The 18,041-nt window shown below is 72.8% G+C and carries 17 protein-coding genes; 6 read left to right on the top strand and 11 right to left on the bottom strand.

Features of this window, described 5'->3' with window-relative positions; all coding sequences use genetic code 11:
* Positions 1-2 precede the first annotated feature (2 nt).
* Both ACZ6JS_RS01785 and ACZ6JS_RS01780 read right to left on the bottom strand, forming a co-directional pair.
* Entirely contained in the window at positions 3-716 is a 714-nt protein-coding gene (locus ACZ6JS_RS01785; protein WP_469295115.1) for a TetR/AcrR family transcriptional regulator, read from the bottom strand.
* 115 nt (positions 717-831) lie between these two features.
* A complete protein-coding gene (locus tag ACZ6JS_RS01780) occupies positions 832-1,761 on the bottom strand; it encodes an AurF N-oxygenase family protein (RefSeq protein WP_469295114.1) in 930 nt (309 codons plus the stop codon).
* A gap of 168 nt (positions 1,762-1,929) precedes the next feature.
* Between ACZ6JS_RS01780 and ACZ6JS_RS01775 the strand changes: the two genes are divergently transcribed.
* Together ACZ6JS_RS01775 and ACZ6JS_RS01770 are read left to right on the top strand one after the other, a co-directional pair.
* Entirely contained in the window at positions 1,930-3,045 is a 1,116-nt protein-coding gene (locus ACZ6JS_RS01775) for a ferritin-like domain-containing protein (protein WP_469295113.1), read from the top strand.
* A 222-nt stretch (positions 3,046-3,267) separates the two neighbouring features.
* A complete protein-coding gene (locus ACZ6JS_RS01770) occupies positions 3,268-4,482 on the top strand; it encodes a M23 family metallopeptidase (RefSeq protein ID WP_469295529.1) in 1,215 nt (404 codons plus the stop codon).
* Between the two features lie 127 nt (positions 4,483-4,609).
* On the opposite strand, the gene ACZ6JS_RS01765 is transcribed toward ACZ6JS_RS01770, so the two are convergent.
* Complete coding sequence (locus ACZ6JS_RS01765) at positions 4,610-6,091, bottom strand: penicillin-binding transpeptidase domain-containing protein (RefSeq protein ID WP_469295112.1); 1,482 nt, start codon at positions 6,089-6,091, stop codon at positions 4,610-4,612.
* The gene (locus ACZ6JS_RS01760; protein ID WP_469295111.1) at positions 6,088-7,458 is read right to left on the bottom strand and encodes an FtsW/RodA/SpoVE family cell cycle protein; all 1,371 of its coding nucleotides are present in this window, start codon (positions 7,456-7,458) and stop codon (positions 6,088-6,090) included. Before ACZ6JS_RS01760 ends, ACZ6JS_RS01765 begins: the two co-directional genes overlap by 4 nt.
* Before the next feature lie 106 nt (positions 7,459-7,564).
* Here ACZ6JS_RS01760 and ACZ6JS_RS01755 point away from each other — a divergent pair, with 106 nt between their 5' ends.
* Both ACZ6JS_RS01755 and ACZ6JS_RS01750 read left to right on the top strand, forming a co-directional pair.
* On the top strand, positions 7,565-7,972 hold the full coding sequence (locus ACZ6JS_RS01755) for a DUF6325 family protein (protein ID WP_037631829.1): 408 nt from the start codon (positions 7,565-7,567) through the stop codon (positions 7,970-7,972).
* Complete coding sequence (locus ACZ6JS_RS01750) at positions 7,972-8,385, top strand: SHOCT domain-containing protein (protein ID WP_469295109.1); 414 nt, start codon at positions 7,972-7,974, stop codon at positions 8,383-8,385. The genes ACZ6JS_RS01755 and ACZ6JS_RS01750 overlap by 1 nt, the downstream gene beginning before the upstream one ends.
* Here ACZ6JS_RS01750 and ACZ6JS_RS01745 read toward each other — a convergent pair.
* Positions 8,351-8,818 carry a hypothetical protein gene (locus ACZ6JS_RS01745; RefSeq protein WP_469295107.1) on the bottom strand — a complete coding sequence of 156 codons (468 nt, stop codon included), beginning with the start codon at positions 8,816-8,818 and terminating at the stop codon, positions 8,351-8,353. The two genes, ACZ6JS_RS01750 and ACZ6JS_RS01745, sit on opposite strands and share 35 nt — an antisense overlap.
* Before the next feature lie 590 nt (positions 8,819-9,408).
* On the opposite strand from ACZ6JS_RS01745, the gene ACZ6JS_RS01740 reads away from it, so the two are divergent.
* A complete protein-coding gene (locus ACZ6JS_RS01740; RefSeq protein WP_469295106.1) occupies positions 9,409-10,602 on the top strand; it encodes a C40 family peptidase in 1,194 nt (397 codons plus the stop codon).
* Here ACZ6JS_RS01740 and ACZ6JS_RS01735 read toward each other — a convergent pair.
* From ACZ6JS_RS01735 to ACZ6JS_RS01715, 5 genes are read right to left on the bottom strand one after another with little or no spacing between them, the layout of a single operon-like run.
* Complete coding sequence (locus ACZ6JS_RS01735; protein WP_469295104.1) at positions 10,518-11,813, bottom strand: styrene monooxygenase/indole monooxygenase family protein; 1,296 nt, start codon at positions 11,811-11,813, stop codon at positions 10,518-10,520. The two genes, ACZ6JS_RS01740 and ACZ6JS_RS01735, sit on opposite strands and share 85 nt — an antisense overlap.
* A gap of 12 nt (positions 11,814-11,825) precedes the next feature.
* Entirely contained in the window at positions 11,826-12,446 is a 621-nt protein-coding gene (locus ACZ6JS_RS01730; RefSeq protein ID WP_469295102.1) for a GTP-binding protein, read from the bottom strand.
* Positions 12,427-12,816: a DUF742 domain-containing protein gene (locus tag ACZ6JS_RS01725; protein WP_469295101.1), complete on the bottom strand. Its 390-nt coding sequence runs from the start codon at positions 12,814-12,816 to the stop codon at positions 12,427-12,429. The genes ACZ6JS_RS01730 and ACZ6JS_RS01725 overlap by 20 nt, the downstream gene beginning before the upstream one ends.
* Positions 12,813-13,301, bottom strand: a complete 489-nt coding sequence (locus ACZ6JS_RS01720) for a roadblock/LC7 domain-containing protein (RefSeq protein WP_469295100.1) — start codon at positions 13,299-13,301, stop codon at positions 12,813-12,815. Before ACZ6JS_RS01720 ends, ACZ6JS_RS01725 begins: the two co-directional genes overlap by 4 nt.
* Positions 13,298-16,288, bottom strand: a complete 2,991-nt coding sequence (locus tag ACZ6JS_RS01715) for a sensor histidine kinase (RefSeq protein ID WP_469295098.1) — start codon at positions 16,286-16,288, stop codon at positions 13,298-13,300. The genes ACZ6JS_RS01720 and ACZ6JS_RS01715 overlap by 4 nt, the downstream gene beginning before the upstream one ends.
* A gap of 398 nt (positions 16,289-16,686) precedes the next feature.
* Between ACZ6JS_RS01715 and ACZ6JS_RS01710 the strand changes: the two genes are divergently transcribed.
* Positions 16,687-17,460, top strand: a complete 774-nt coding sequence (locus ACZ6JS_RS01710; protein WP_469295097.1) for a protein phosphatase 2C domain-containing protein — start codon at positions 16,687-16,689, stop codon at positions 17,458-17,460.
* A gap of 30 nt (positions 17,461-17,490) precedes the next feature.
* On the opposite strand, the gene ACZ6JS_RS01705 is transcribed toward ACZ6JS_RS01710, so the two are convergent.
* Positions 17,491-17,931 carry a MarR family winged helix-turn-helix transcriptional regulator gene (locus ACZ6JS_RS01705; RefSeq protein ID WP_469295095.1) on the bottom strand — a complete coding sequence of 147 codons (441 nt, stop codon included), beginning with the start codon at positions 17,929-17,931 and terminating at the stop codon, positions 17,491-17,493.
* Positions 17,932-18,041: the final 110 nt, after the last annotated feature.

Raw genomic sequence — 18,041 nt, 5'->3', positions numbered from 1 at the left:
TGTCACAGCAGGTGGGCGGCCTCGGAGACCACCGGCATCACACGCCGGGCCAGGTGCCCCACCGGGCCGTCCGCCGATTCCATGGCCAGGGCCGCCCGGGCGGCGGCCGCGGTCTCCGGGTCCGTGGCGGCGGTGGCCGTCAGCAGGGCGATGAACTGGTCGAGCAGCCAGTCGCGGAGGGTGTCGACCTCCGGCTGCTTGCCTTCGTCGATCCATATGAGGGAGGCGGCCTCGACCGCCGTGATCCAGGTGCGGACCATCATGCGCAGCCGGGGTCCGGGCGCCGGTACACCCAGGTGGAGGAGGATCTGCTCGGCCGCGGCCCTGCGGATCCCGTCGACGGTCGCCGTCGTGCGGGAGGTCTCCACGACGCTGCCGCCCTGGAGGAGGGCCGCGAAGCCGGTGTCGTGTTCGTCGACGAATGCGAGGTAGCGGTCGAGGGCCCGGGACAGCCGCCGGGTGAGGGGGCCCTGCTGGGTTTCGGCGAAGCAGAGTTCGAGCAGGTCGGCCGCCGAGCGCAGGGCCGCCTCGTACAGCTGCTGTTTGCCGCCGGGGAAGTAGCGGTAGACGAGCGGGCGCGAGACCCCGGCGGCCTCCGCGACGTCGTCGAGCGAGACCTCCTCCGGGGCCCGGTGCGCGAACAGCGAGAGGGCCGCGTCGAGGAGTTGGGCCCGCCGCTCCTCGACGCTCAGCCTGCGGTACGCGCGTACGGTCATGACCGCAGGGTAGCCCGCGGGCGGCCGGCCGAGGCCCGCGTCCGCGAAGTCCCGCCCCCGTCCGCCCCGCCCGAAATCCTCCGCCGGGGCCCGGCCCCCTCCCCCGTCGCCTCCTCTACGCCAGGAGGCCCGAGCTCTGCCACAGCTTCCGGCCGACGCCGCGCAGTACGCCGATGTCGTCGAGGAAGTCGGTGAGCCGCTTGGCTCCGGTCTGCATGACCTCGCGGCGGTGGCCGCTGGCCCGGACCTGGGCGACCGCTTCGCGGCGGTCCAGTCCGACGTTGTCGTAGACGGCCGGGTTCACGAACGCCAGGGAGAAGACGCGCGCGGCCTCGCCGCAGCTGATCCGGGTGAGCTCCTGCTCCCAGCGCGGGGCCGTCAGCATCTGGCGGCGCAGCTCCTCCCGGGCGTACCGGACGTGCCGGGCCTCCTCGATGACGTGGATCCGGGTGACGCCGCGGACCAGCGGCTGGATGCGCTCGTCCGGGAAGGTCAGCCGCTGCATCCAGTCGAGGATCTCCTCGCCGAGCAGGGTGCAGGCGAAGGAACCGGGGGTGGTGGAGACGGTCTTCAGGATCCGGGCGAGGTTGTGGTTGAGGCGGGAGACCGGGTATGCGGGGCTGCCGCTCTTCTGGATCATGCGGGCGAACATCATCGAGTGCCGGCACTCGTCGGCGATCTCGGTGAGCGCGTACCGGACGTGCTTGCTGGTCAACGACTTGTCGTAGATGTGCCGGACCATCAGCTGCATGAGGATGATCTCGAACCAGATGCCGAGCGAGCCGAGCGCGGCCGCCTCGTGGCGGGAGAGGTCGATGCGCTGCTCCTCGCCCATCTTCTTCCAGAGCGGGGTGTCGTAGAGGGAGAGCAGCTCGGGCGGCCAGTAGTACTTGCCCTCGACCATGGGGGCGTCCCAGTCGAGTTCCTTGTCGGGGTCGAAGGAGTGCTTGGCGGAGGATTCCAGCAGGCGCTCGGCTATCTGCTCCCGGTCCTTGAGGAGGCCGAGGGCGTCCCTGAGCGCGGCTCGTTCGGTCACGGTCGTCATGGCTTCGGACACCTCGTCGTCGAGTTACCGGCGGTCACTGCTTATGAGACTGCTTGTCAGCAAGGTCGTCAATCCCCCGCGCACGACTTGTTGACCCCGCGTCTACCAACGTGTGACTCTGCCAACTGTCCGGTCCTGCACGGCAGTACGCGAGACGAGGGGGCGTCAGTGTCGACGCACGAGCTCTACACCGGGGACCCGGGCGAGGCCGTCTGGCAGGTCCCCGCTTCCGGCTCCGCCCGCTTCAGCTGGGAGTACGACGACGGCCGCGAGCGACTCCTCGCCCTGTACCAGAAGGGCAAGGACAAGCAGTGGGACGGCGCCAAGCGCATCGACTGGGACATCGAGGTGGACCCGTACGATCCGCTGGGGACCCCCGACGAGGCCCTGCCGCTGTACGGGACGCGGCACTGGGCCAAGCTCACCGAGGAGGACAAGGGCGAACTGCGCCGGCACTACACCGCTTGGAACTTCAGCCAGTTCCTCCACGGCGAGCAGGGCGCGATGGTGTGCGCGGCGCGCATCGTCGAATCCGTTCCGGACCTCGACGCGAAGTTCTACTCGGCCACGCAGGCCATGGACGAGGCCCGGCACGCCGAGATCTTCGGGCGCTTCCTGCACGAGAAGGTCGGGATGCTGTATCCGGTCAACGACAGCCTCCAGGGGCTGCTCGGCGACACCCTGCGCGACTCCCGCTGGGACATGCCGTACCTGGGCATGCAGGTGCTCATCGAGGGGCTGGCGCTGGCCTCCTTCGGTCTGATCCGGGACACGACCACCAAGCCGCTGCCCAAGCAGCTCCTCGCGTACGTGATGCAGGACGAGGCCCGGCACGTGGCGTTCGGGCGGATGGCGCTGCGCGACTACTACCGGCAGCTGACGGACGCCGAACTGCGCGAGCGCGAGGAGTTCGTGATCGAGGGCTGCTACCTGATGCGGAACCGGCTGCTCGGGGTGGAGGTCCTGGAGAACTTCGGCCTCCCGGCGGAGGAGGCGGAGCGGCTCAGCGAGCGGTCCGAGTTCCTACGCCTGTTCCGCACGCTGCTGTTCAGCCGGATCGTGCCGTGCGTGAAGGACATCGGGCTGTGGGGCGAGCGGCTCCAGCGGGCGTACGTGGACCTGGGCGTCTTCCACATGGGCGATTCCAACCTGGACCTGCTGATGAGCCAGGACGAGGAGATCGCCGAGGCCCTCGACCGCGAACGCTTCGCGGCCGAGGAGTCGGCGCGGATGGCGGAGGTCGAGGCCGCCATCGCCGACGGCGGCGGCCGGCCGCAACCCTGACGCCGGGGCCGGCCGCAACCGTGACGGCGGAATCCGGCCCGGGCCGGATACGACCGGCGGGTATGCGCCTCCGGAGATGTGGCGCGAAGATCCATTCCCCCGGTCGAGGGAAGTGGATAACTTCTGCGCCTGATCATCTTCCCGGACCGCAAGACCTGTTGGAGGACGACTGTGCAGTCCGCTGTGTCCCGCCCCGTGCTCGGCGCCCTGCTCGCCGGCATCATGACGCTCGGCCTGGGGTCCGTCACCGCCACTCCCGCCCGGGCCGCCACGGCCGCCTGTACGGGGTCGGTTTCGCTGTACGGCGCCCTCGCCGACGGCCGGCTGACGTACTCGCAGATCAACCCGTCGAACGGCGACCGCATCAAGACGCTGGTCGGACCGGACCTGGGCTTCACGCCCAAGGCCATGGCCACGCTGAACTTCAACACGGTCCTGGTCACCGACACCAACGGCGCGCTCTACCGCGTCGACGTCCAGACGAACAACCTCTCGCTCGGCCTGGTCGGCCCCCCGGTGCAGATCGGCACCGGCTGGACCCACGACAAACTCACCTACGACGGCCACGGCCACCTCTACGGCACCGCCGGCGGCGTGCTCATCCAGTACCTGGTCTCGCAGGACAAGCCTGCCGGCTCCCAGCACATCGGCCAGCGCAAGGAGATCGGGACCGGCTTCGTCCTGAAGACCCTGTCCTCCTCCGACGACGACCGGCTCATCGCCAACACCGCGGACGGCCGCCTCCTGGAGTACAGGATCGACAGCGCCGGCGGCTGGTCGGGAGCCGAGCTGGTGGCCTCCGGGTGGTCCGCCTTCGAACAGCTCGTCTCCCCCGGCGGCGGCCTCTACTACGGAGTCACCGGGGCCGGCGGCATGTACTGGTACCAGGACGTGAACCCGGCAGACCGTTCCGGCACCGACATCGTGTACCACAACGACGACCCCGTCGACGTCTCCGGCTGGACCCAGACCCTCCTGTCCGCGCAGCCCGGGACCGCGACCTGTTCCGGTGGGAACTACGCCTACGTCCTGCCGCACGCGGCTGTGCCGCGCAGCGAACTCGACGACCCGCACCACGACTACGCGGCCATCGACATCCAGGTGCCGACCGGCACGCCCGTCTATGCGGTCACCAGGGGAACCGTCAGCTACCTGGACGGCGGCTTCGGCAACGGCATCCAGATCAACGGCGCCGACGGCGCCACCTACATATACGGGCACCTCAACCAGCGGGGCGTGGCGGCCGGGTCCAGTGTCGCCCCCGGCCAGTACCTGGGCGAGTCCGGGAACACCGGCCAGTCCACCGGCCCGCACCTGCACTTCGAGATCCGCATCGGCGGCGTGAAGCACTGCCCCCAGGCCATGCTCCGCGACCTCTACGACGGCCTCGCCCCGCAGGCGCCGAGCTCACTGCCGACCAGCGGCTGCTCGTACTGAGTACCGGGCGGCCCGGTGGCCGGCCGGCCGGACGGCCACGATCCGCGAGGCCCCCGGCCGCTCGGCCGCACAGCACGCCCGGCCGCACAGCCGCCCGGCCGCCTGCCTGCGGTCCCCCACACGCGGTCTACGGAGCCTGCGGCCCCGTCCGGCGCGCGGCCAGCGCGGCCTCCATCACCGCCCGCGCGATCGGGGCCGCGGCGCCGTTGCCGCTGATGTCGCCCCGGTTCGCCGACGCGTCCTCCACCACCACCGCCACCGCCACCGCCGGCTGGGCAGCGCCCTCGGTGCGCGCCCAGGAGATGAACCACGCGTACGGGGTCCCCGCGTTGCCGACGCCGTGCTGGGCGGTGCCGGTCTTCCCGCCGACCACCGCACCCGGGATCGCCGCGTTCTTTCCGGTGCCGTTCTCCACCACCTTCACCATCAGCTCCTGCATGCGCAGCGCGGTGGCCGGGTTCATCGCCCGCCCGAGGCTGCGCCGGTCGCTGCGCCGGACCGGGGAACCGTCGTCCTGGGTGGTCCGCTCCACCAGGTACGGGGCGGCGAGCTCGCCGCCGTTCGCGACGGCCGCGGCGACCATCGCCATCTGGAGCGGTGTCGCCGTGGTGTTGAACTGCCCGATCGAGGAGAGGGCCAGCTGGTCCAGGCTCATGTCGGTGTCGAAGTTGGACCGGGAAACCCACGAGGGAACCCGCAGACCCTCTGTGTTGAAGCCGAACCGGCGCGCCGCGTCCACCATCCCGCGCAGCCCGATCCGCACCCCGATCTTCGCCATCACCGTGTTGCACGACCACTGCACGGCCTCGGCCATGGAGGCGTCCTCGCAGCCCGTGGCCGCGTTCGGCAGCAGGGTGCTGGTGCCGGGCAGCGGGTAGGGGTCCGGGGTCCGGGTCGGCGCGTCCACGTCGGTGACCACGCCCGCGTCGAGGGCCGCCGCAGCCGTCACGATCTTGAAGGTGGAGCCGGGCGGGTACGTCTCGCGCAGCGCCCGGTTGAGCATCGGCCTGGCGGGGTCCTCGTTCAGCGCCGTCCAGGCCGCCTTTGCCCTCGTACCCGTCCCCGAGAGTACGGAAGGGTCGTACGAGGGGCTGCTCACCAGCGCGAGGATCTTCCCGGTGGCCGGTTCGAGGGCGGCGACCGCGCCGCGTTTGCCGCCGAGCCCGGCGTACGCGGCCCGCTGCATGGCGGCGCGGACGGTGGTGCCGACGTTGCCGCCGGCCGGGCGGCCGCGGGCCAGGTCGTACCAGAGCGGGAACGCCGACAGCCCCGGGTCCGTGCCCGACAGGATGGCGTCCTCGGCGCGCTCCACGAAGCTGGTCCCGTACGTCTGGGAGGAGAAGCCGGTGACGGGCGCGTAGAGCGGGCCGTTCGCGTAGGTCCGCTCGTAGCGCAGCAGCTGGCCGCTGTCGCGGGAGCCCGTGACGGGCCGTCCGTCGACGAGGATGTCCCCACGGGGCTCGGCGTAACGCTCGATGGCGGCCCGCTTGTTGGCCGGGTTCGCCCCGTACGCCGCGGACTCCCAGACCTGCACACGGGCGATGTTGACCAGCAGGGCGAGGAGCAGCAGCGCGCAGAAGTACGCGCACCAGCGGATGTAGCGGATCACTCGGCCGCCTCCTGCGCGGGACGGGGTCTGCGCGCGCTGTCGCTGAGCCGGACCAGCAGGGCGACGATGATCCAGTTGGTGACGACGGAGGAGCCGCCCTGGGCCAGGAAGGGCATGGCCATGCCGGTGAGCGGGATAAGCCCTGTGACGCCGCCCGCGATGACGAACACCTGGAGCGCGACGATCGAGGCGAGGCCGGTGGCGAGCAGCCGGCCGAAGGGGTCGCGCAGGGCGAGGCCGGCGCGGAAGCCGCGGGCGACGAGGAGCGCGTAGAGGAGCAGGATCGCGGTGAGGCCGACGAGCCCGAGTTCCTCGCCGGCGGTGGCGAGGATGAAGTCCGACTTGGCGGCGAACCCGATGAGGAAGGACTGGCCGTGGCCGAGGCCGGATCCGAGGAGCCCGCCGGCGCCGAAGGCGAAGAGGGACTGGGCGAGCTGGCCGGGGCCCTCGCCGCGCTCGATGGAGGCGAAAGGATTCAGCCAGTCGTCCACGCGGCTGTTCACGTGTGGTTCCAAGGTCCCTACGGCGTACGCGCCGAGGGCGGCGAGCAGCAGTCCGATGGCGATCCAGCCGATCCGCCCGGTGGCTGTGAACAGCATGATGACGAAGAGGCCGAAGAACAGCAGCGAGGTGCCGAGGTCGCGTTCCAGCACAAGCAGGCCGACGCTGAGCAGCCAGATCGCAAGGATCGGGCCGAGCACGCGGCCGGGCAGGAGGCGCAGCTTCCAGAAGAGGTGCCGACCGGTCAGGGCGAGGGCCGTGCGGTTCGCGGCGAGGTAGGCGGCGAAGAACACGGCGAGCAGGATCTTGGCGAACTCTCCCGGCTGGAAGGAAAGCCCGGCGAAGCGGATCCAGATGTGCGCGCCGTTGACCGCGGGAAAGAAGACGGGCACCAGCATCAGCACCAGGGCGGTGGCGACGGAGAGGTACGCGTAGCGCTGGAGCACCCGGTGGTCGCGGAGCAGCGCGACGACGAGGACGAAGAGCACCACGCCGAGGGCGGACCACAGGAGCTGGTCGTCGGCGGTGGGGTGGCCGGGGGCGGTCGCGTCGAGGCGCTGGATGAGGACCAGGCCGAGGCCGTTGAGCAGGACGGCGATGGGGAGCACGAGGGGGTCGGCGTAGGGGGCCCGGAGTCGGACGGCGAGGTGTGCGAGCAGCGCGGCTGCGGCGAGGCCGACGGCGTACCGGTCGGCGGGGTCGGGGATGCGGCCTGTGGTCACCAGGCCGACGTGGAGATGACCGAGCAGGGAGATCAGGACGGCGCCGGTCAGGAGCGCCAGCTCGACTCCCCTGCGTTTGGGCGCGCCGGCTTGGGGTGGCGGGGGCGGGGAGGGCTCCGCCACCTTCGCCGTCAGAGCGGTCATACCCCGAAACGTAGCAAGCCGACGGATGGTATGTCCGCTTATGTCATAGTGTGCCGAAGAGTCGTCATAAACGGTCGAAACTGTCGAAAGTGAGGAGCCGAGGCGCATGGGGCCTGTGGAATTCATCGTCCTCGCCTTCCCGGAGGAGCAGCTGCGCGTGCCGGCCGTCGAGGCCGTGATGGGGCTGCGCAAGACGGGGGTGGTCCGGCTGATCGACGGGCTCGTCGCCACGAAGACGGCGTCGGGTGAGGTCCTCGCGGCCGAGTTCGACGAGTTCGTGGAACTGCACGGCCTGCTGACGGGGCGGGACGCAGCCCGGCTGATCGGGCCGGAGGACGTGCACGAGGCGGCGGACCTGCTGGAACGCGGCAGCTGCGCGCTGCTGCTGGTCGTCGAGCACGTATGGGCCGAGGACGCGGCGATCGCCGTACGGGCGGCGGGCGGGCGGATCGTGGGCTCGGTCCGCATCCCACCGGACCGGGTCCCGGCGGACCCGCGGGCAGGGGTGGCCTGATGTTCATCCGCCCGATGGGAGTGACGGTCCACGCCGCGAACCGCCCGGCGGGCTCCCCCCTGCTGCGGGGGCTGCTGGCACGGGCCTCGGGCGTGGCGCAGGAGACGGCGGGCGCGGTGCGCCCGGAGGAGCCCCCGCGCGGGGGCCTGCTCGCCCGGGCGGTGCGGGCGGCGGAGCCGGATCTCCTGGAGGAGCCGGAACCGGAGCCGATGGACGAGCCGGAGCCCGAGGCCGACTACGAGCCGGAACCGGAGCCGATCGACGCGGTGTACTGGCACACCCGACCGGAGCCGGGTCCGTCGGCTCCCGCCGGCCTGGCCGCGGAACTGCGCCAACTCGCCGACCTGGCCCGCGAGGGCCTGCTGACGCCTCAGGAGTTCACGACGGCGAAGGCCCGGCTGCTGAACCGCTGACGGCGGCGCGCCGCCCCGCGGCTGCGACCGCGGCGGCGGCACCGGCCAGCCCGAGGCCCAGGACGGTCGGATTGACGTATCCCGGGACGGAGCCGGAGTCGTAGTCCCCGCCGCCCGTGGTCTCACAGACGAAGCCGAGCGGCACGTAGCTCACCCTGTAGTCGACGACCTGCCCCACGCGCTCCGCCGGCGCCGCCCGACAGGGCGGCAGCGGCGACGATCCGGCTCCGCCGTCCTCCGCGTCCAGGACCGCGCCGGCGATGTGGAGCAGCCCCCACGTGTAGAAACCGAGGGCGCAGGCGCCCAGCAGACAGGCGAGGGCCGTGAGCCAACCGCGCCGCCCGGAGCGGATGAGGGCGGCAAGGCCGCGGCCGAGGAGCGCCGGGGCCGTGAGCAGCCCGGCCGGAATGAGCAGCAGGAGGAGGAGCGCCATCGGCCGAGTCCATCAGGCGGGCTGCTCGCCGACCATGATGGAACCCACACTTCCGGCCCGGGGACCGTCACAGTGCGGACAGGTCACCCCGCGTGGCGCGGCCAAGGTCTCGGCGGGGCCGGAGTGCGGGAGGGGCACGGGACGGCTTCGGGGACGCGGCGGGGGCGGCGGGCGGCGGGGCGGCCGGGCTTCAGCCGGGCAGCCGGGCTTCGGCCGGGCAGCCGGGCTTCGGCCGGGCAGCCGGGCTTCGGCCGGGCGGGATCAGGGATGTGCTGGGGGTTTCCCGTCAGTCCCATCGTCTCTCCGGTTCGGGCCGGTCCCCACACCCTCGCCGCGCCTCCCACACCCCACCCCCGCCCCGCTTCCGCCGTGCTCCGACCCCGCCGCACCCCTACCCCCGCCGCGCCCCCTACCCCGTGGCGTTACGCCCCCCGCCCCTGTCTCCCGCCCCCGCCTCCCGCCCCCGGCCGGTGTCGGCGCGCCGTGCCGCGGTCCCGCCGCCAACCGGGTGGTGCCTTTCGACCGGCCGACTCCGTTGGGCGATTTGTCATACCGGGCGTGGCAGCATCGGCGGTCTCGGAGGTGATCCCATGTCATATCGGGGGCTTCGCGCTGCCTGCATCGCCGTAGCGCTCCTCGTCGCCGGGCCGGTCCAGAACGCCGGCGCCGAGCCCGGTCTGCCCGAAGGGGAGAACGTCGGCGCGCTGCTCACCCGCCTGCAGGGGCTCTACCAGAAGGCGGAGGAGGCCTCCGAGGCGTACAAGGCCACGGAGGACGCCCTGGAGGCGGGCCGGCGGGAGGAGCGGTCGCGGGCCGCCGAGCTCGGCAGAGCCCGTACGGCCCTCGACTCCGAGCGGGCCCTCGCCGGGCGGCTCGCCCGCGAGCAGTACCAGGGTGGCCAGGGCCTGTCCCCGTACGCCCGGATGCTGCTGGCCGGGAACCCGCAGGCGGCCCTGGAGCAGCGTCGGCTCGCCGCCCGCGAAGGCGCCCGCCGGGCCGCGGCGCTGAGCCGTCTCGCGCGCGGCGAGAAGGAGGCCGACGCGCTGGCGGTGCGGGCCCGCAAGGCCCTGGACACCCGGCAGACACTGGCGGCGCGGCAGAAGGTGCACAAGGACGAGGTCGCCTCGCAGCTCAAGCAGGTCGAGCGGCTGCTGGCCTCGCTGACTCCGGAACAGCTCACCCGGCTGGGGGCGCGCGAGGCGGAGAAGACCGCGGCGGCGCAGCGGGAGCTGGTGACCTCCGGGGCCCTGCCCACGCGCACGGGCACCCCCACGGCCGCCGGCGGCGCGGCCCTCACGTACGCGGCGGCGCAGATCGGGAAGCCGTACGTCTGGGGCGCGGAGGGGCCCGGGTCCTTCGACTGCTCGGGCCTCACCTCTCAGGCCTGGGCGCACGCAGGGCGGAGCATTCCCCGGACCAGTCAGGAGCAGTGGGCGCAGCTCCCGAAGGTGCCCCTGGACCAGCTGCGGCCGGGGGACCTGGTGGTCTACTTCCCCAAGGCCACGCATGTGGGGTTGTACGTCGGCGACGGCAAGGTGATCCAGGCGCCGCGGCCGGGGTCCGTCGTGAAGGTGTCGCCGATCGCCGCGAACCCGCTGCTCGGGGCGGTGCGGCCGGACCCGGGCGGGACGCCGCTGGCGGAGTTCACCCCGCCGCCGCTGCCCGAGGCGGCGGGGGCGGCGGCGGGGGACGACGCCGGCTACTCCGCCGAGGAGGCTCCCACGGCCGAGGAGTCGGAGTCGGAGACGGAGACGGAGGCGGAGGCGGCCACCTCGGCCAGGTAGTCCGCCGCGTCCTCGGGATCGTAGAAGTACGCGTCGAAGTCGGCCGGGTTGTCGAAGCCGTTGGCAAATCGATTCGCCACCGGCTGGAGCTGCCCGGCCGCGCCGATCAGGTTGAGCACGTGCTCCGGCGGAACGCCCAGCATCGCGTTCGTCCACTGGGTGACCGGCTTGCCCGTGGTGAACCAGTACTTGTCGAAGGTCGCCTTCATCCATGCCTCGTCGAACGGGTTGTCCCCGTGCATGAGGATCGAGGAGAGGTACGAGGCCGCGCACTTGGAGGCGGAGTTCGAACCCTGCCCCGTGATCGGGTCGTTGGCGACGACCACGTCGGCCACCCCGAGGACCAGCCCGCCGCCCGGGAGGCGCCCGATCGGGTTGCGGACGACCGGCGCGTACCGGCCGGAGAGGGTGCCGCCCGCGTCCGTCAGCTCCACCTTCGTCGCCCGCGCGTACTCCCACGGCGTGTACTTCTCCATCAGCCCCAGCGTGAGCGCCAGGTGCTCCGCCGGGTCCTTGACGCCCTCGAAGACGTCGAGCGGACCGCCGGGGATGCCCTCCCAGAAGAGGATGTCCGCGCGGCCCGAGGTCGTCAGGGTCGGCATGACGAACAGCTCGCCGACGCCCGGGACCAGGTTGCAGCGGACCGCCTCCGTCTCGGGGTGCTCGGGGCGCGGGCCGAGGCCGTGCACGTACGAGACGGCCAGCGCGCGCTGCGGGGCGTCGTACGGGGAGCGCGCCGCGTCCCGACCGAACATCGACACCAGCTCGCCCTTGCCGGCGGCGATCAGCACCAGGTCGTAGGTGCGGGAGAAGTAGTCGAGGTCGGCGACGGACGCGCCGTGGATGACGAGCTGGCCGCCGCGCTGGGTGAAGGCGTCCAGCCAGCCGGACATCTTCACGCGCTGGTCCACGGACTGCGCGTAGCCCTTGAGTCGGCCGAGCCAGTCGATGGGGCGGCTGCCGTCGGGTGCGGCGACCGAGACGCCGAGGCCCTCGATCTTCGGGGCCTGCTGCTCCCAGAAGTCGATCCGGAGGTCGCGCTCGTGCTGGAGCGCGGTGTCGAACATGCACTGGGTGGACATGACCCGACCGGTGCGGATCTCGTCCGCGGTCCGGTTGGACATGAGGGTGACCTCGTAGCCCTTCGCCTGGAGTCCGAGGGCGAGCTGGAGACCGGACTGGCCGGCTCCGACGACAAGTATCCTGCGCATCTCTCAAGTCCTCTATTCGGGAGTGCTGTCGAGGGCGTGGCCCACCAGCGCCAGCAGGGATTCGATCACCGTCCGGCGCTCTCGCGCGTCCATGATCACCACGGGTACGTGCGGCGGGACGCTGAGCGCCTCGCGCACGTCCTCCGGCTCGTACGACTGTGAGCCCTCGAAGTGGTTGACGGCGACGGCGTACGGCAGCCCGGAGCTCTCGAAGTAGTCGAGGGCGGGGAAGCAGTCGCGCAGGCGGCGGGTGTCGGCCATGACGAGCCCGCCGATGGCCCCGCGGACCAGGTCGTCCCACATGAACCAGAACCGTTCCTGGCCCGGGGTCCCGTACACGTAGAGGACGAGGTCGTCGTCGAGGGTGACGCGGCCGAAGTCCATGGCGACGGTGGTGGTGTGCTTGTCCGGGGTTCCGGTCAGGTCGTCGGTGGGGACGCTGGCCTGGGTCATCACCGCCTCGGTGCGCAGCGGGGTGATCTCGGATACGGAGGAGACGAAGGTGGTCTTACCGACCCCGAAGCCACCCGCGACCAGCACCTTGACGGCGACGGGTGCGCGGGAGCGGTCGTACTGCCAGGGCTGGACAGGTTCGTCGTCCAGCTCCGGTCTGTCAGAGACGGCGAAGGCCACCGAGCACCCTTTCCAGCAGCGCGCGTTCGGGCCGGCCGGAGCCGTGACCCGTTCCGTACACACGTATCCGGCCCTGGTCGGCGAGGTCGCTGACGAGGACGCGGACCACACCGAGCGGCAGTTTCAGGAGCGCGGCGATCTCGGCGATCGTGCGCATGCGCCGGCAGACCTCGATGATGGCGGGCATCTCGGGCATACGGTCGGGCTTCTGCGGCTCGGACGCCTTGGTGTCCAGGGCGGCGACGAAGGTCTCGACGTGCAGGACCTGGGTGAACCGTGTCCGTCCGCCCGTGAGGGAGTACGGGCGGACGCGGGCGGGACGGCGGTCGGCTCCGCGTATCGGGAGTCGGTCGGCGGCCGGTCTCCTCACGGGGTGTTCTCCATCGACTGGCGCAGCTCACTGCGGACTTCGGGGGTCAGGACGTGTCCGGCGCGGCCGACGAACAGGGCCATGTGGTAGGCGACGACGCTCATGTCGCAGTCGGGCGTGGCGTGCACGCCCAGCAGTGAGCCGTCGCTGATGGCCATGACGAAGACCGAGCCGTTCTCCATCGCCACCATGGTCTGCTTGACGGCGCCGAACTCCATGAGGGCGGCCGCCCCGGTGGTGAGGCTGCCGAGTCCGGAGACGATGGTGGCGAGGTCGGCGGACGCCCCACGTGGCCCCTTGGGCCTCGGCGTCGCCTGTGGTTCGCCCGCGCCGCCCCCTGCGGGGTCGGAGGACAGGAGCAGCAGCCCGTCCGAGGAGACGACGGCCACGGAGTTGACGCCGGGCACCTCCTCGACCAGGTCGGTCAGCAGCCACTGCAGGTTGCGGGCCTGGGTGCTCAGTCCGTACGTACTGGGCGCGGTCATGTGCGTGCCTCCTGTGCGCTGTCCCCCTGGTCGGTATTGCTCTGTCCCTGCCCCCGGTCCTGCTCGAGGTCCTGCCGCAGGTCCTGCGCGAGTTCGGCGGCGACGACGCGTCGGCCGTCCTGGGCTCCCTGGTAGAAGCCCCCGAGCCGGCGCCGCAGTTCTTCGGCGTCGACCCGGCGCGGCGGCTCGGGCCGTACGTCCTCCCTGCGCGGGGCGGCGACGGTGCGCGGGGTGCGCTTCGGCAGGCCCTTGTCGGTGACGGGGCCGCCGCCGTCGGCGGGGTCGGCGGGGTCGGCAGGGTCGGCAGGGTGGCTGCCCTGGCGGGGGAGCCAGTCGGCCTCGGCGGGAGCGTGTGCGTGGTCCCCTGCGGGGGGCTCGGCGGGGTTGGCCTCGGCGGGGTCCGGCAGCGTGAAGTCGGCCGGGTCCGCGTCGTGGACGATGCGGGCGAGGAGCTGCTCCCCTGCGGGGGGCTCGGCCGTGAACACCTGGTCCGCCGGGAACTCGTCCTCGGCCGGGGACGCCGCGGGGGCCTGGTCCGCCGGGAACTCGTCCTCGGCCGGGGACGCCGTGGAGACCTGGTCCGCCGGGAACTCGTCCTCGGCCGGGGACGCCGTGGAGACCTGGTCCGCCGGGAACTCGTCCTCGGCCGGGGCCGCCGCGGGGGCCTGGTCCGCCGGGAACGCGGCTTCGGCCGGGGAGGCCTGGTCGGCCGGGGACGCGGTGGGTACCTCGTCGGGAGACGGGAGGCCGGCGTCGGCCGGGGCCGCCAGGGCCTCGGCCAGGGTGACCGGCGTGACCGGCTCGGCCGGGACGGCGGGCCCGGCGGCATCGGTGAGTTCTTCGCCCAGCTGTTCGGGCGCGGCGTGCGCACCGCGGCGACGGGTCGGGAGGGTGTTCTCGTTCGCCTCCGCTATCACGCCCGGCAGGTGCAGGGAGGGTGCGCCCGGGGTGGCCAGGGTGTGGACGGGTGAGGCCGGCGGGGTGGCGGGCAGCAGTGCCGCGGGGACGACCACCAGGGCCTCGGTCCCGCCGTGGCGTGCGCCGCGCAGCTCCGCGGTGACGCCGTGCCGTGCCGCGAGCCGCCCGGCCACGTACAGGCCGAGGCCGAGGCCGTGCTCCTCCTCGGGTTCCTCGTCGTAGGCCTCGGGCGTGGCCAGCCGGGCGTTCAGCGCCTCCAGGCGGTCCCCGGTGACACCGATGCCCTGGTCGACGACGGAGAGCACCACGTCGCCGTTGTCGAGCGTCCAGCCCGAGACCTTCACCTTGACGTCCGGCGGGGAGAACGTCGTGGCGTTCTCCAGCAGTTCGGCCAGCACGTGCGAGATGTCGTCGGCGGCGTGCCCGGCGACCTGCGTGTACGAGGGCAGCGCCGTGAGGTCGACTCGCTCGTAGCGCTCGATCTCGCTGACGGCGGCCCGCATCACGTCGACCAGCGCCACCGGCAGGCCCTGCCCGTGGCCGTGTTCCTGCCCGGCGAGGACGAGCAGGTTCTCGTTGTGGCGGCGCATCACGGTCGCCAGGTGGTCCAGCTTGAAGAGGGTCGCGAGCCGGTCCGGGTCCTGTTCCTTGGACTCCAGCTCCTCGATGACGGCGAGCTGGCGTTCCACCAGGCCCAGCGTGCGCAGCGAGAGCGAGACGGAGGTCGTCGACATGATGCGGCGGTGCTCCTCCAGCCCGGCGCGCAGCTTCGTCAGCTCCTCCTCGAGCACCTCGCGGCCGGAGGCGAGCGCCTCGTTGCGGCCGATGATGCGGCGCCTGTCGGCGTCGAGCCCGGCGATCCGGGTGTGCAGGGAGACCGTCTGGTCGCGTACGGCGTTCAGGTGCCGGACGACCTCGGCGAACTCGTCGTTGCGGCCGGTGAACCGCACCGGTTCCACCGAGCCCTCGGGCGTCGCCAGCCGCTCCGCGCCGCGCCGCAGGACCGACAGCGGGCGGGTCAGCGAGCGGGCGACGGCGGTGGCGAAGCCGACGGCGACGAGGAACAGCAGTCCGAGCAGGGCGACGAGGATCTCCAGCCGGGTCACGTCGTCGTCGCGCAGGGAGGCGAGGGCGGAGGCACGTTCGCCGGCGAGGGTGGCCTCGACGGTGCGCATGCGGTCGATGCGCGAGGTGAGCGCGGCGCCGACGGCGGCTCCGTCGGTCTTGCGGTCGGGCGTGGCCAGGGTGGGCCGGTCCAGGAGCCGCTTGAGGTGGTCGTCGGCGGCCTTGACCTCGGGGCCGGTGACGGTGGCGGTGAGGGTCTGGCGTACGTCGGGCCGGGCGACCCGTGTGAAGTCGTCGAGGGCGGCCTGTTCCCGTACGCGCGAGCGCTGGGCGGCGGCGGTGAGTTCGTCGACCGTGGCCGAGCCCGGGGGCTGTTCGCCGCGGGGGACGGCCAGCGCGCCGAGCAGCAGTCCGCGGGTGGCCGAGGCCTGGTCCACGGCCTGGCCCAGGGGTGCGAGCGGGCGGGTGGTGGCGAGGGCGGCCTCGGCGCGCGGCGGGGTCAGCTCGGCGAGCCGGGTGCCCGGGGCGAGGAGTTCGGTGATGACGCCGGTGTAGGCCTGGTGGGCGGCGAGGGCGGTGCCCTTGCCGTCGACGGCTTCGGTACGGACGGACGCGACGCGGGCGAGGGCAAGGGCGAGGGGTTCGTCGACCACGGCCGCGGCCTCGGCGATCTGCCGGTCGGTGCGCTGGGTGCGTTCCTGGAGGCCGCCCTTGGCGGCGGCGGGGCGGCCCTTGGCGGCGTACTCGACGACGGCGTCGCGCTCGTCGGCGAGGACGTGCGTGAGGGTGAGGATCTGGCCGGTCTGCTCCGCGAGGGTGACCAGCCGCTGGGAGTCGTTCAGCTCCCTCGCGGCGGTGACGACGGCGGGGGTGCCGGCCGCGAGGACGGTGAGTCCCGCGACGGCGACGCCGACGACCAGCCGGCTGCGCACGCGGACGCGGCGTCCTGTGGGGGCCGGGCCTTCGGCGGCGGTGCCGTTCTTCCGAGACCGCTTCTTCTGCACCGGTGCTCGCAATCCTGTACGTGTGCTTTTGCTCGTCTACTCGTGTGGCCGAGGTATCGGCCGGTCAACAAGTAAACGCCCCCTGCCCCCTCGTACCGCCTCAGACCTTTGCAGCGTGTTGGGGAGAGAGCCGCACATCGCCCACCCGGCCACTCGAACGAGTGAACATCACGGATGAGTTGGCGACCAACTCGGGCACCCGGTCCCAGAGCCGCTCCGTGGACAGGCGGTTGAAAGATCGATGCGGGCTTTGGCAGTATGCCCGCCCACATCGGCCCTCCCGCGCCCGGGCCTTGCCGGCCCGGGCCCCGGGCGCTTCGCGGACAGGGGACATCTACCTTCCACCCCTGGTACGTACCAAGCCCGCCTTTCAGGCCTCCGGCGGGCAGAATGCCCGCATGCGCATCGACCTCGCCACGGCCCCCGGCAGTCAGGAACGCCCCAATGAGGACTGGGTGTCGGCCTCGGCGCCCGCTTCGGGAGGCGGAGTCCTCGTGGCTCTCGACGGGGTCACCCCGCCGGCGGGCGACGACGGGTGCGTGCACGGGGTGCCGTGGTTCACAACCCGGCTCGGCGGCCGATTGACCGAACTGTCCGGATCGCGACGGGACATGCCGCTGGACCGGATCCTGGCCGAGGCCGTCCGCGCCACGGCCGCGGCCCACCGTGACACGTGTGACCTTTCTCACGCCCGCACCCCCCAGGCGACGGTGGTCGTGGTCCGCTGGGACGAGGCGTACGTGGAGCACCTCGTGCTCTCGGACTCCGTGCTCCTCCTCCAGGCGCACGGGGGCGAGGTGACCGCGGTGCTGGACGACCGGCTGGACCGGCTGCCACGGGAGGTGCTGCGCTCGGTGGCCGCGACGGATGCCCTGCGCAACGCCGAGGGCGGCTTCTTCACGGCGGCCGCGGACCCGGCCGTGGCGGCCCGGGCGGTCACGGGGCGCACCCCGCGGGGGCTGGTGCGGGCGGTGGCCGCGCTCACGGACGGGGCGAGCAGGTGGACGGACACGTTCGGGGAGGGCGACTGGGCGGAGTGCCTGGCGGTACTGCGGAAGGAGGGTGCGGCGGGCCTGATCGGCCGGGTCCGCGCCATCGAGTCCGACCCGGCCCGCCCGCCGGCCCGCTACAAGCGGCACGACGACGCGTCGGCGGCCTACGCGGAACTCTGAGCGCGCCGTTGGCGCGGCCCGGCCGCCGCGCTACTCGGCGCCGGCGTTCAACTGGTGCAGCAGCCGGGCCAGTTCCGCCACCTCGCCGCGGTCCCAGCCGGCGAGCTTGCGCATGTACTGCTCGCGCCGTGCGCCGCGTACCCGCAGGAAGCGCGCACGGCCCTCCTCGGTGAGCCCGACGAGGAAGGCCCGTCCGTCGGCGGGGTCCTGCTCACGGGCTACCAGGCCCAGGACTTCCAGGGCCCGCAGCTGCCGGCTCATGGTGGCCTTGCCGACGCCGAAGTAGGAGGCGAGGTCGGTGGCCCGCTGCCGGCCGGCCGCCTCCAGCCGTACGAGGAGCCCGTACGCGGCGGGCTCCAGCTCGGGGTGGAGCTCGCGGGCCATCTCGCCGGATGAGGCGCGGGCCCTCCGGAGGAAGACGGACAGCTCCCGCTCCAGGGCAAGGAACTCCTGGTCTTCACTCCCGTGCACGTCCCGCTCCTTCTTCGATGTCCGGCACCCCGTCGGGTGGGGGCCCAGTATTTCGCAGCGGGTGCGCGGACGGCCCGGGGCCCCGCCGCAGCGGCGCCCCGGGCCGTCCG

Source organism: Streptomyces sp. NPDC046349, from assembly GCF_055587885.1.
This window is presented reverse-complemented; position numbering and strand designations above follow the sequence as displayed.

Coding starts and splice junctions, on each gene's coding strand:
- ACZ6JS_RS01760 (WP_469295111.1), bottom strand. CDS start 7,458: ATGACCGCTCTGACGGCGAAGGTGGCGGAGCCCTCCCCGCCCCCGCCA.
- ACZ6JS_RS01710 (WP_469295097.1), top strand. CDS start 16,687: ATGCGCATCGACCTCGCCACGGCCCCCGGCAGTCAGGAACGCCCCAAT.
- ACZ6JS_RS01770 (WP_469295529.1), top strand. CDS start 3,268: ATGACGCTCGGCCTGGGGTCCGTCACCGCCACTCCCGCCCGGGCCGCC.
- ACZ6JS_RS01780 (WP_469295114.1), bottom strand. CDS start 1,761: ATGACGACCGTGACCGAACGAGCCGCGCTCAGGGACGCCCTCGGCCTC.
- ACZ6JS_RS01720 (WP_469295100.1), bottom strand. CDS start 13,301: ATGACCGCGCCCAGTACGTACGGACTGAGCACCCAGGCCCGCAACCTG.
- ACZ6JS_RS01755 (WP_037631829.1), top strand. CDS start 7,565: ATGGGGCCTGTGGAATTCATCGTCCTCGCCTTCCCGGAGGAGCAGCTG.
- ACZ6JS_RS01740 (WP_469295106.1), top strand. CDS start 9,409: ATGTCATATCGGGGGCTTCGCGCTGCCTGCATCGCCGTAGCGCTCCTC.
- ACZ6JS_RS01745 (WP_469295107.1), bottom strand. CDS start 8,818: ATGGCGCTCCTCCTCCTGCTGCTCATTCCGGCCGGGCTGCTCACGGCC.
- ACZ6JS_RS01735 (WP_469295104.1), bottom strand. CDS start 11,813: ATGCGCAGGATACTTGTCGTCGGAGCCGGCCAGTCCGGTCTCCAGCTC.
- ACZ6JS_RS01750 (WP_469295109.1), top strand. CDS start 7,972: ATGTTCATCCGCCCGATGGGAGTGACGGTCCACGCCGCGAACCGCCCG.
- ACZ6JS_RS01785 (WP_469295115.1), bottom strand. CDS start 716: ATGACCGTACGCGCGTACCGCAGGCTGAGCGTCGAGGAGCGGCGGGCC.